The following is a 12,465-nucleotide window of genomic DNA, read 5'->3' on the forward strand; positions in this document are numbered from 1 at the left end:
TTTTTTTCTCTTTATTAGCCCAGCCCCATTCACCTTGTAAAGCCCCCCCCCCCCCCCCCCGGGGGGGCGCCCACCCCCTCTCCGCGGGGGGGGCCCCCCACGGCCCGTTCTCGTGAGGTTCAGCAGCCGCGCCCCTGCCCTCGTCCCCGCCCCTGGTCCCGCCCCTGTCCATGCTTCGGCGTCCGGTCAGGGGTCCCGTCCACCAGCGCGTCCAGCAAACCGCTCAGCACCTGGCGCTCGAGCTCCGTCAGCGGATCGAGAATCTCCTCCGCTGCGGACATCCGCGCGCCCCGTAGCTGGCGCAGAGCCTTGCGGCCGTCCTCCGTGAGCTCGATCCGGATCACCCGCCGGTTGGTGGGGTCCGGCACCCGTCGCACCTTGCCGCTCCCCTCCAGCCCGTCGACCAGGGTCGTGACGGCCCGGGGCACCACCTCGAGCCGCTCGGCGAGGTCGGCCATGCGCGGCGGTGAGTCACAGTGCGCCAGGGTGCGCAGCAACCGGGCCTGGGCCGGGGTGACGGCGAGCCCGCTCCGCTCCAGATGGTGCTTCTGGATGCGGTGCACCCGGCGCGTGAGCCGCAGCAGCTGCTCGGCGAGCAGACTGTCGGAATCGGGGGTGGTCATACGGGAACAATATCAGGACGCCGTTCATTGTGAGTATAGGTAACAATGAGCTATGCTCCGTCAGTCCTCACCGTCTCACCCTCCGTAGGAGCCATGCCCCGCGACCACGTCGACTGGACCCCCTCGCCCGGCACCTCGACCGAACAGCCCCGGCAGGTGCGCCGCATCCTCACGCTCTTCAAGCCCTACCGTGCCCGGCTCGCGGTCGTCGGCGTGCTGGTCGCCGCCGCCTCGCTGGTCGCGGTGGCCACCCCCTTCCTGCTGAAGGAGACGCTGGACGTCGCCATCCCCGAGGGGCGCACCGGCCTGCTGAGCCTCCTCGCCCTCGGCATGATCCTCAGCGCCGTCCTGAGCGGTGTCTTCGGCGTTCTGCAGACCCTGATCTCCACGACCGTCGGCCAGCGCGTCATGCACGACCTGCGGACGGCCGTCTACGACCGCCTCCAGCGGATGTCTCTCGCCTTCTTCACGCGCACGCGTACCGGCGAGGTCCAGTCCCGCATCGCCAACGACATCGGCGGCATGCAGGCCACCGTCACCTCCACCGCCACCTCCCTGGTCTCCAACTTCACCAGCGTGGTCGCCACCATCATCGCGATGGTCGCCCTCGACTGGCGGCTGACCGTCGTCTCGCTGCTCCTGCTTCCGGTGTTCGTGTGGATCAGCCGTCGCGTCGGCAACGAACGCAAGAAGATCACCACCCAGCGTCAGAAGCAGATGGCCGCGATGGCCGCCACGGTCACCGAGTCGCTGTCGGTCAGCGGCATTCTGCTCGGCCGCACCATGGGCCGCTCCGACTCCCTCACGCGGTCCTTCGCCGACGAGTCCGAGCAGCTGGTCGACCTCGAGGTGCGGTCGAACATGGCCGGGCGCTGGCGCATGGCCGTGATCGGGATCGTCATGTCCGCCATGCCGGCGTTCATCTACTGGACCGCGGGCCTGGCCCTCCAGTTCGGCGGCCCCGATGTCTCGCTCGGTACGATCGTCGCCTTCGTCTCGCTCCAGCAGGGCCTGTTCCGTCCGGCCGTGAGCCTCCTGTCGACCGGCGTGCAGATCCAGACCTCCCTCGCGCTCTTCCAGCGCATCTTCGAGTACCTCGACCTCCCCCTCGACATCACCGAGCGCGACAACCCGGTCCGTATCGACCAGATCAAGGGCGAGGTCCGCTTCGAGGACGTCGCCTTCCGGTACGACGACAAGGGCGGCCCCGTTTTCGACGGCATCGACCTCGACGTTCCCGCCGGCGGCAGCCTCGCGGTGGTCGGCCCGACCGGCGCCGGCAAGTCCACGCTGGGCTATCTGGTGCCGCGCCTGTACGACGTGACGGGCGGCCGGGTCACCCTCGACGGCGTCGACGTCCGTGACCTCGACTTCGACACCCTCGCGCGCGCGGTCGGCGTCGTCTCGCAGGAGACGTACCTCTTCCACGCCACGGTCGCCGACAACCTGCGCTTCGCCAAGCCGGACGCCACCGACGAGGAGCTGCACGCGGCTGCGCGGGCGGCGCAGATCCACGACCACATCGCCGGCCTGCCCGACGGCTACGACACGGTCGTCGGCGAGCGCGGCCACCGGTTCTCCGGTGGTGAGAAGCAGCGGCTGGCCATCGCCCGCACCATCCTGCGCGACCCGCCGGTGCTGATCCTCGACGAGGCGACCAGCGCCCTCGACACCCGCACGGAGCAGGCCGTCCAGGAGGCCATCGACGCGCTCTCGGCCAACCGCACAACGCTCACCATCGCCCACCGGCTGTCCACCATTCGGGGTGCCGACCAGATCGTGGTCCTCGACTCCGGCCAGGTGGCCGAACGGGGCACGCACGAGGAGCTGTTGGAGCGGGACGGGCGGTACGCGGCGCTGGTGCGACGGGATGCCCGCCTGGAGCCGACAAGATGACAGTATGCCAAGTTATGCCGGGTTTGTGACGATGTGCGGGTTACCGTGCCCGCATGCAGATGAACCCTCCGCCACGGAGCACGATTCGACTGACGCGCCGGGGCCGTCTCGTCCTCATCGCGACCGGAGCCGTCGTGGCGGGCACCGCCGTGGCGGCGCCACTGCTGAGCCTGGAGAGCCCGAAGGAGAAGCCGAAGCCGGCGACCCTGGTCGTCCCGCAGGGCTGGCGTGCGAGCCAGGTCTACGAGGCCGTCGACAAGGCGCTCGCCCTGCCGGCCGGCACCACCAGGAAGACGTTGCCGAAGGCCGGGCTGAAGCTGCCGAACGACGCCGAGGGCAACCCGGAGGGCTACCTCTTCCCGGCGACGTATCCGCTGGCCAAGAAGGCGACGCCGCAGACGGTGCTGTCCTACATGGTCGACACCGCCAACAAGAAGTTCAACGGGGCGCCGACGGCGGCCGGCGCCCAGCGCAACGCCATGAACGTCTATCAGGCGGTCACCATCGCCAGCCTCGTGCAGGCCGAGGCCGCCACCAAGGCGGACATGGGCAAGGTGGCCCGGGTCGTGTTCAACCGCCTGGAGCGCGGGATGCCGTTGCAGATGGACTCCACCATCAACTACGCACTGAACCGCTTCGCGTTGAAGACGACGGAGAACGACACCCGCGTCGAGAGCCCCTACAACTCCTACCAGCGCATGGGCCTGCCGCCGACGCCGATCGACAACCCCGGCGAGGAGGCGATGCGCGCGGCCATCAGCCCCACCCCGGGCGACTGGCTGTACTTCGTCACGGTCAAGCCGGGCGACACGCGCTTCACGGCGAGCTACGCGGAACACCAGCGCAACGTCGCCGAGCTCAACCGGAACCAGCAGAACCCGAAGAGCTCGAAGAGCCCGAAGAGCCAGTCGGCGGCAGCCGGGTGACCTGGCAGGGCATCAGGCGGCGACCGGCTCCTCCGCGAGCAGCCGCCTGATGTCCCGTACGGCCGCGCGGCCGGCCCGGTTGGCGCCGATGGTGCTGGCCGACGGCCCGTAGCCGACGAGATGGATGCGCGGATCGGCGACGGCACGCGTGCCCTCGAGCCGGATCCCACCGCCCGGCTCACGCAGCCGCAGCGGCGCGAGATGGCCGACGGCGGCCCGGAACCCGGTCGCCCACAGGATGACATCGGCGGCGACCCACCGCCCGTCGTTCCACTCGACGCCGTCCGGAGTGATCCGGTCGAACATGGGCAGCCGGTCCAGCACCCCGTCGGCGAGCCCCTTGCGGATCGCGTCGTTGAGCGGCAGTCCCGTCACGGACACCACGCTCTTCGGCGGCAGCCCCTGGCGCACCCGCTCCTCCACGAGCGCGACGGCCGCGCGGCCGTCGCCCTCGTCGAAGGGCCCCTCGCGGAAGACGGGGGGCCGCCGCGTCACCCATGTGGTCCGAGCCGCGTACGGTGCGATCTCCAGCAGGTGCTGGGTACCGGACGCGCCACCGCCCACCACGACCACCCGCAGCCCGGCGAACGCCTCGGGACCCGGATACCGCGCGGTGTGCAGCTGCCGGCCGCGGAAGGTCTCCTGGCCGGGGTAGCGCGGCCAGAACGGCCGGTCCCAGGTGCCGGTGGCGTTGATCAGGGCCCGCGTGGACCACGTACCGTCGTCGGAGGTCTCGACGAGCAGTCGGCCATCCGTGCCCTCACGTACGGCGCGCACATCGACCGGGCGCCGTACACGCAGGTCGAAGGCGCGCTCGTAGGCGTCGAAGTACTCCGCGACGACCTCGGACGAGGGCCGGTCGGGATCCGCGCCCGTCAGTTCCATGCCGGGCAGCGCGTGCATCCCGTGCACCTTGCCGTACGTCAGTGAGGGCCACCGGAACTGCCAGGCGCCCCCGGCGGCGGGGGCGTGGTCGAGCACCACGAAGTCGCGCTCCGGCTCGAAACCGGTGCGCCGCAGGTGATGGGCGGCGGCCAGACCCGCTTGGCCGGCGCCTATGACGACCACCTCGACCTCACGCACGTTGTTCACGCCTCTGCCAACGGAAGGGCCGGCGTGGATCTTCCCGGTCCGGCTGTGAGATCGGGTACGGAACCCGGCGTATGGGTCAGGATGGGGGCATGTCAGATGCATTCACCACCCGAGTTCTGCACATCGCCTCAGGCTCCCGGGAGAGGGTCGTCGACCTCACCGGCGACTGCGAGGCGTTCCTGCGCGAAGTGGCCGCCGGCCGCGGCGGCCTTCTGAACGTCTTCGTTCCGCACGCCACGGCCGGGATCGCGATCATCGAGACGGGCGCCGGAAGCGACGACGACCTCCTGGCCGCCCTGCACACCCTCCTCCCCGCCGACGACCGCTGGCAGCACCGGCACGGCAGCCCCGGCCACGGCCGCGACCACGTCCTCCCGGCCTTCGTCCCGCCCCACGCGACCCTGCCGGTCGTGGACGGAAGGCTGGAGCTGGGCACATGGCAGTCGGTGTGCCTGGTGGACACCAACAAGGACAACCCCGACCGTCAGGTGCGGCTGAGTTTCCTCGGTTAGGTGTCCTGGGGGGACGGCAGGGGCAAAGTCCGGCCGCACCGAATGGGGCAAGGAGCCGGGCTGGAGGGCCCCACCCTGGCTTGGCGCGTGCTGAAGCCTGTAGGAGGTCTGTCAGCAGCTTCCAGGTCGGCCGGCTGCATGTGCAATACCTGGCATCTCGCCCCGGCCACCGCGTACCCAAGAGGGCCGCCCGGCCTGTGGCCGGACAGCCCTTCGACAAGCTTCTCAGCAGCCTTCTAGATGGTCACCCGCTTGATGAACTCCGCGAGGCCCTCGTCGAGATCGTTGACCGTGCGGCTGTACCCGCTGAGCGCACGCAGTGTCACCTCGGTGTCCGCCTCGTCGGCCTCGCGTCGCGCGAGGGCGTTCTCCGTCTCCTGCCGAACGCTGCGCACCTCCGCCTCGATGCCCTCGTCGATAACCTCACGCACTTTGCCCAGCTGACCCCTCACCTCGGCGATGAGGTCGGTCACGATTTCGTCGGTCTGGTCACGCAGGCGATTGGCATACTCCGTGGCAATCTTGGCCTTCAGCGCCTTCTCCGCACTACCGCTCTGGATCGCGACGCCGACGAGATTCACCGCCATCACCGCGAGGAAGAGCGGGAACGCGGCGAAGCCCATTGCCGCACCGAGCACCACCACACCCAGCGTCGGGACCACCGCCTTGGCGACGCCCTTGAATCCGAAGTTTGCGCCCGCGATGCCCAGGCCGGGACCGCCGAGAACGGTACCGATGCCCGCCGCCAGCACGCGCTCGACACCGCCCGCGCCGTCGTCGAGCGAAGCTGGGCGAGGGATGGCCGCGAGTTCGTAACGAATGGCGTCGATACGGTTGATGAGTTCCGTCAGGTCTTCGCCGATCTCACCCCGCAGGTCCTCCACCCGCTGCTCGATGAATTCGCGCAGCTCAGTCTCCTGCCAGCAGGCCGATGCTTCCTGCAGCTTGGCCGACAGCTTCTCGGACAGTTCCGCCTGGATGGCCGCAGCTTGCGCGCCCTTGGTCCGCGGATTGAATCCCCTGAGTTTGCTTTCCAGCGGGATCTCGAGCACCCACTGCTCAATGCTGTCGGCGGTCTGACGGTAGAACCTGCGTGCACGCGCACCCGCCTCGTCGGCGATATCCCGCAAGTGCGTGTCGACCCGGCTCAAGATCAGCCGACGTCGCTGTTCCACCTGCTGCAGCGGACCTTGCTGCTCCTCGTAGGTGCGTCGCAGATCGGCCGCGCTCTGCCGGAGCATGCCCTGCTGGGTTTCGATGCTCCGGCGCGCGTCGGTCAGGACGTTGCTCAGCCGCAGCGCCGGCACGAGCACCTTCACGTGACCCCGCTCGCTGACCAGGAACCGTTCGAGCTCGGCCTCGAACGGCAGCATCCCGGACGCTTCCACCAGCCCGCGGTCCTGCCCGATCCGGCCCTCGAGCATGCCCCGGGCGTTGACGAAGTAGACCCGATTCTCGCGGGTGCTGTAGCGGGAGAGGCGACTGCGCACGGACTTCATGGTGCCCGTCTGCTCCGCCTCCGGCACGTCGTCGATCCGGGTGATAAGGAAGAACACCTCGTGGTGGCCGCGGTCCCGGACATGGACGTTCAGGAAGGTCTGCTCACTCATCGACACCGGCGCGGTCGCCATCATCACCATGACGAGGGCGTCGGCCTGATCCAGATACCCGAGGGTGATCAATTCGCGCTTCGGCGCCTCGTTCAGGCCCGGGGAATCGATGATCTCCACACGGTTCTCGCACAGCGGCAGCGGCCAGAACACCTCCGCTCGCGCGTACGGGTTCGACCTCGGCTTGCCGTCCTCCCCGTCCTCGATGGTGACGTAGTCGGCGAGTTCATCGACCCCGATGTCGATCGGGGCGACGTTCTGCCCGTTCACCTGCATGGGGTAGAGCCGGGCACGCCGCTCCTCACCCCACTTCACCTCGTTGATGATGGCGGTACAGGGCTGTGCGTACGACGGGAGCACACGCTCGCCGAGCAGGGCGTTGATCACCGTGCTCTTCCCACGGTTGAACTCCCCGACGATCATGACCTTGAAGGTGTGCGACTCGACCCGGTCGTGGACTACGTCCAGCTTGTTGATGGCCTCCTGGGCGTTGAGTCCGTGCAGGACGGGGCGGAGCCGGTTGATCATCTCGAGGAGCTCGCCGCGACGTTCCTCGAAGTCGTGAAAGCCGTCCATGGTGTGTCCTTCGAAATCGCTCGGTTCTTTCGCTTGCTTCAGGCGGCCAGGGCGGCGCTGACCCGGCCGCGCATCTCCTCGGCCGCCTCGACGAGCCGCTCCCAGCGCCCGTCGTCCTCGGCGGTGACGGATTCCAGCACTGCGATCCGGTCGGCCCGCCAGGTCCGGCTCTGCTCCAGAGCCCGGCCGGAGATATCTGCGTAGATGTCGCGCAGCCGATGCCCGGCGTCACCGGAGACCTCGTCCACCGCCTGGTCGACCAGGTGGCAGAGTGCCTCTTTCACCGCGGCCCTCTGCTCCTCGGCCAACTGACGGAAGCGCGCAGCGCCGGCGACTGCCGCCGCGCCGGCACCGATCAGTGCGATGGGCAGGCCCACGCCGGGAATCACCGTCGCCGCGAGAAGCGCGGCGCCGGCCGGTCCGAGCCGGTAGAGCGCACTCTTGCCGCGCAGATCCTGCACGTGCAGGCGGTTGCGGGCCGGTTCGTCGACATCCAGTCGGTCGGAGCCGGCATATCCGATCGGTGCGCCGCCGGCACCCACCGACGACATCTGCTCGTCCAGCCATGCGACGTCGTCGGCGACACGCCCGTGCAGCCAGTGTTCCTGGCGCTTGACCTGGCGCTCGAGGCCGTGCCTCAACATGAGCGACAGCGAGGTGTCCCACCACCACTTGGCGTCGGGCGCCGCCTCCAACGAGGTCCGCAGTTCAGTCAGAAGTTCGTCGCGTGCCGCGTCCAGGCGCTTGCGTAATTCTGCCGCGGCGGCCGATCGGCGCTCTTCGAATGTCACCTGGATGTCGGCCCACACCAGTCGCAACCGATCCCCTTCGGCGACATCCCTCCGCCGGGCCGCCTCGCGCTCCTGCGCGCTGAGACGGGCAGCGCGCAGTGCCGCGCGACCGACTTCGGCCATCCCGCCGACGTGGTCGGCAAGCTGGGCGGCGATTCGGCGCTGTCGGAGGTGGTGGCGCTCGCTCGCGGCGGACCACTCCTTGAGGCGGGACCGCAGCGTGTCGAGATCCGCGTCGTCCTCGTGGTGCGGGCCCACCGCCACATCGAGCCGGGTGTCGACCCGGGCCGCCCGGGTGACGATGTTCTGCACCGTCTCCGGCCGGTCCTCCGGCCGCAGCAGGTCCATCATCGTGAGAACCAGCGTCGCTTGCGGGAGGTGGCCCCGGCCCACGGCCTCCTCGACGAAACCCGCCTCCGTGAGACTGAGTGGGGCGACCGCCTTCGTCGTCATCACCAGCGCGTCACTGATCCGAACCGTACGGCGTGTCAGCTCGTCCGCCGAGGCATCGAAGTTGAGCCTCGGTGCCTCGATCACCTCCATGGCTCCGTCACCGAGCAGCCAGTTGTCCACCACGACACGGACGGCTTGCAGCGCCTTCGCAGGGTCGCTGTCATCGCGGTCCGCAACGGCGGACCGCCACGCTTCCTCACCCAGGTCGTACTGGTGAACCTCGTCACCGCAGAACAACTCGATGCGCTCATCAGTACCGGCGACGACCGTGATCGGCACCCCCACCGGGTGGCTTTCTGGCAGGAGGCTCCGTCCGAGCAGCTTGTTGATGAGGGACGACTTGCCGCTCGCTGCCTCGCCTGCGACCGTCACACGGAACGCAGGCCAGGCCGCCTGCGCGGTCAGCGACTCGACGCCGCGGCGCAGGGCCTCCAAGCCGTGATCACGAGCCAGTTCACCGGCCTCCTCGAGCCAGGACGCGAGGGGCGGTCCCGCCGCCGGATCCCTCGGATCCGGGTTTGCGGCGACGCCGGACTCGCCTGCGTCGGAAGTCGCTGCCACGTGCGGGTCGTCGGTGCGGGCGGTACCGGGCGCGTCGGAGCGATCGGGCATGGGTCACCTCGCTTGCTGGGGGACTTGATAAGGGAAACGACGAGACGGCGTGGGCGTCAGAGAGCGGCCAGCGCCGCGCGTTGCGCACTGATGACCGTGCGGCGGCGCTCGGCTTCGGTCCTGGCCACTGCGAGCGTCTTCCGTCTGCGTTCCAACTCGGCACCACGGGCCTGCTGCTCGGAGCGGATCTCGGCCACCGCCGAGTCGTAGCTCTCTCTGTACTCGGCGAGGTGAGCGCGGAACGTCGCGGTCGCAGCGCGCCGGTGCTCGTGGGCGGCTTGCCCTGCCGCGTCACGTGCCTCTCCGAACGCGGTGGAGACCCGAGCCTGCAATTGCTCACAGATCTCCGACTTGACCTTTGCCAGGTTTCGGCCGCCGAGCCAGCCACCGACGAGGGCGCCCAGGCCGGCCCCGACCGGCCCACCGAGCACCGCGCCCACGGCCATGCCCACGGCACCAGCACCCCAGCGGCCCTTCCTGTCCGCGGCCGCGGCAGCCTTGGCGGCCAGCGCCACCGGACGCAGACCGCCGGCCCCAGCGGCCACCACGCGCGCCGTCGCCACCTGCGTGCGCGCGGCGGGGCGCACGTAGCCAACCGCCTCGCCGAGGCGGGCGTACTCGGCCTCGAACGCCTCGGTCACCCCGGCCGCCGCACTGCCGACCGCTGAGGCGATCTGCTCGGCCATGAACGTGTCCAGATCCTTGAGCATGCTGCTCAGCCCTGTGCGGAGGTCGGCGGTGACGTCGTCGTTCACCACGCTCTCCAGAGCGGACACGGAGGCGGCGGCCTCGATCTGCGAAGTGCACCTCTGCCACACGCGGTCCCGAGCGACTTCGTGCCGGCGGTCGATCTCGGAGCGCACCTTGTCGGCGGCCGAATTCACGAGCTTCTCCCCACGCTCGCGGTGCTCGCCGAGGAACCGGGGGAGGTCGCGGATGCGGGCTCTGCCGAGCGCCTCCTCGTCCTCCGCGAGGGCTGCCCGCTGAACCTCCACGTCCTCTTCGACGATGCGGACGGCTTCGTCGAGGAGTCGGAGCGTGCTGTCGGCGACCGTCACCTCGCGCCGACGTGCCATCGTCTCGCGCAGCCGCGCATCGGTCTCCGCGAACCTGGCGACCCATTCGACCTGTTCGGGTTCGAGCTGCCTGCCGGCCGCGAGCTTGACGACGGCTTCCGCCGAGACGGGTTCGACCGCCGGATGCGGCAGGCCGAGCCCGCCCCGCAACCGGTTGCGCACAGTGGTGACCACAGCCGCCCGGTCGGCGGCGGGCACCCGGTCGATGTAGGTGGCGAGATACGTACAACGTGCCAGCGTCGCCTCGTCGAACGCCTCGAGCAGAAAGGCGGTGAGCGACATGGGGACGGGGGCGAGCGCCGACGTCAGTACGACCGCGAGGTCGGCCTCCTCGGCCATGACACGACGCGCGACGTCGGTGTGATGAGCCTCGGCATTGGTCCCCGGGGTGTCGATGATGACGAGGCCGTCGGCGAGCGCGTCGGCCGGTAACTCCACCCGCAGCCCGGACAGGTGTGACGCGACGCCGCCGTCGGTGGTGAGGACTTCGAGCAGTTGGTCGGGGGTTTCGGGTGGCCGGAAGGCGGGCGCGAACGCCTTGAGTGCCCCTCGCAGCGCGGCCAGCTGGGCCCCGAGAGCCGCTGGATCACCGTACGGCCCCACAGTGTGCCACTGCGGATCGCCGACCACGCGTACTCGCACCAGGAAGGCCGGACCGTACTCGATGGTGACGGCCGTGGCCGTAGTCGGAAGCACCGCCACGGGCAGCACCGGCGCCCGAAGCAGTCCGTTGATGAACGTGCTCTTGCCGCTGGAGAACTCCCCTATGACCGCCAGCCGTAACCGACCGTCCGTCAGGCGCCTTTGCACACGTTCGATCGCTGCGCCGACGGCTGCGGCACGCTCCGGCGCCGGCTTCAGGTCCGCCGTCAGACTCTCGATGAACTTCAGGTGTTCCGATGCGTCTGCGAGTGCCGTCGTGATGTCCGTGCTGTCACTGGGACGCACATCTTCCATGCCTTTCCCCACCCCCAGCCGGAGTATGTCCGCCCGGTGTCTATGGCCACCCCTGGAGATCCTTGGCGTTATCAAATCGTAATATGTAATCCCTGTGCGGCCTGCTGAATTCGAACGGAATTATGATATTGCAAAACCTTGCGCAGGTGCGGGATCATTTCCTACGTTGCGCCGTATGGGGGATAAAAGGACCGCGGGGGCCGAGCTGCCCGCCGACGCGCACACCCGAACGCGCTTCCCGGGTATCTCGTCCCGGGCCTACGAACACCCAGCCGACCGGGCGGCGATGGTGGCGCTGCGCAAGCTCCACGGCCTGGACGGTGTCGTCAGGAAGTTCAGTGGAAGCTTCCCTGAGCGCGTCGTTCGGATGGAACACCTCGCCTCTGCGGTGCGGACGAGTGACCGGCAATTCGCGCGAATCCACAGCAGTGTGCTCGAGGCCGCGCGGTTACTGGACTTTGACAGGCCGCCCGAGGTCTACGTCCAGCAATCGAATGTGGTCAACGCCTTCACCATCGGCATGAACCAACCGTTCGTCGTGCTGACCACGGCGTTGGTCGACCTCATGGACGCCGACGAACTGACGTTCGTGATCGGCCACGAACTCGGGCATGTGATGAGCGGCCACTCGGTGTACCGCACCATGGCCTTCTACCTGGTGCGGGCGGGCGCCCTCGTTACGGCGCTGCCTCTGGCCGGCATCGGCCTCCAGGCCGTTCAGGCGGCCCTAGGAGAGTGGATGCGCAAGTCCGAGCTGTCGTGCGACCGCGCCGGGCTGCTCGTGATGCAGGACCGCGACGCGTGCCTCCGTGCGCTCATGAAGCTTGCCGGCGGATCGCACCTGGAGGAAATGAGCGTCGAGGAGTTCCTCCGTCAGGCCGCCGAGTTCGAAGGAGCGGAGGGCATCCGCGACAGCTTCGTCAAGCTCCTGCTGACTCAGGACAGCTCGCACCCGCTTGCCGTGGTCCGAGTCTCCGAGCTGAACCGATGGGCCAGTGGTGACGACTACCGCGGAATCCTCTCCGCCTCCTATCCGCTGCGGCGCGATGACGGCTCGGTAGCCGTGAGGTCGGAGGTGCGCGACACCGCGAACTCGTATATGGAGACGTTCAGGCAGAGCACGGACCCTCTGCTCACCATGGTGCGTGACTTTGCAGCCTCCACCGCCGACGCGGGGGACCGGGCGCTGGATGCCGTGCGGCGAAAGCTTCCCGGCAGCTGACCCGTTCGAAGGACGGTCGCGGGGCGGCTGGTCGTCGGGCCGTATTCATCGTGAAGTGCGATGGTGAAGTTCTTGATCTGCGGGATGGTCGTCACGTGCCGGCTGAGGAAGGTCTCGTA

At 69.0% G+C, this 12,465-nt stretch carries 9 protein-coding genes; 4 read left to right on the plus strand and 5 right to left on the minus strand.

The features are described from left to right. Window positions 1–119 precede the first annotated feature (119 nt). Window positions 120–623: a MarR family winged helix-turn-helix transcriptional regulator gene (locus ACFWBD_RS08480; protein WP_385664469.1), complete on the minus strand. Its 504-nt coding sequence runs from the start codon at window positions 621–623 to the stop codon at window positions 120–122. Window positions 624–716: 93 nt separating this feature from the next. Here ACFWBD_RS08480 and ACFWBD_RS08485 point away from each other — a divergent pair, with 93 nt between their 5' ends. Together ACFWBD_RS08485 and mltG are read left to right on the plus strand one after the other, a co-directional pair. After that, the gene (locus ACFWBD_RS08485) at window positions 717–2,519 is read left to right on the plus strand and encodes an ABC transporter ATP-binding protein (protein ID WP_385664472.1); all 1,803 of its coding nucleotides are present in this window, start codon (window positions 717–719) and stop codon (window positions 2,517–2,519) included. 53 nt (window positions 2,520–2,572) lie between these two features. Further along, window positions 2,573–3,445 (plus strand): endolytic transglycosylase MltG, encoded by an 873-nt coding sequence (gene mltG / locus ACFWBD_RS08490; protein ID WP_385664475.1) that lies wholly within the window; start codon window positions 2,573–2,575, stop codon window positions 3,443–3,445. Between the two features lie 12 nt (window positions 3,446–3,457). Here mltG and ACFWBD_RS08495 read toward each other — a convergent pair whose 3' ends face one another. Then, entirely contained in the window at window positions 3,458–4,537 is a 1,080-nt protein-coding gene (locus ACFWBD_RS08495) for an NAD(P)-binding domain-containing protein (RefSeq protein ID WP_385664478.1), read from the minus strand. Between the two features lie 89 nt (window positions 4,538–4,626). Between ACFWBD_RS08495 and ACFWBD_RS08500 the strand changes: the two genes are divergently transcribed. Next, a complete protein-coding gene (locus ACFWBD_RS08500; protein WP_327181673.1) occupies window positions 4,627–5,049 on the plus strand; it encodes a secondary thiamine-phosphate synthase enzyme YjbQ in 423 nt (140 codons plus the stop codon). Between the two features lie 236 nt (window positions 5,050–5,285). Here the strand turns inward: ACFWBD_RS08500 and ACFWBD_RS08505 are convergent, their stop codons facing one another. The 3 genes from ACFWBD_RS08505 to ACFWBD_RS08515 are packed head-to-tail and all read right to left on the minus strand — an operon-like array spanning window position 5,286 to window position 11,199. Next, entirely contained in the window at window positions 5,286–7,235 is a 1,950-nt protein-coding gene (locus tag ACFWBD_RS08505) for a dynamin family protein (RefSeq protein WP_385664481.1), read from the minus strand. A gap of 38 nt (window positions 7,236–7,273) precedes the next feature. Then, window positions 7,274–9,091 carry a hypothetical protein gene (locus tag ACFWBD_RS08510; RefSeq protein ID WP_385664483.1) on the minus strand — a complete coding sequence of 606 codons (1,818 nt, stop codon included), beginning with the start codon at window positions 9,089–9,091 and terminating at the stop codon, window positions 7,274–7,276. Between the two features lie 56 nt (window positions 9,092–9,147). Continuing rightward, window positions 9,148–11,199, minus strand: coding sequence for a dynamin family protein (locus ACFWBD_RS08515; protein WP_385664485.1), 2,052 nt, complete (start codon window positions 11,197–11,199; stop codon window positions 9,148–9,150). Between the two features lie 100 nt (window positions 11,200–11,299). On the opposite strand from ACFWBD_RS08515, the gene ACFWBD_RS08520 reads away from it, so the two are divergent. Next, complete coding sequence (locus ACFWBD_RS08520; protein WP_385664488.1) at window positions 11,300–12,346, plus strand: M48 family metallopeptidase; 1,047 nt, start codon at window positions 11,300–11,302, stop codon at window positions 12,344–12,346. The last annotated feature ends 119 nt before the right edge of the window (window positions 12,347–12,465 follow it).

It is taken from the genome of Streptomyces sp. NPDC060002, assembly GCF_042737245.1.
In the GTDB taxonomy this organism is placed as follows: domain Bacteria; phylum Actinomycetota; class Actinomycetes; order Streptomycetales; family Streptomycetaceae; genus Streptomyces.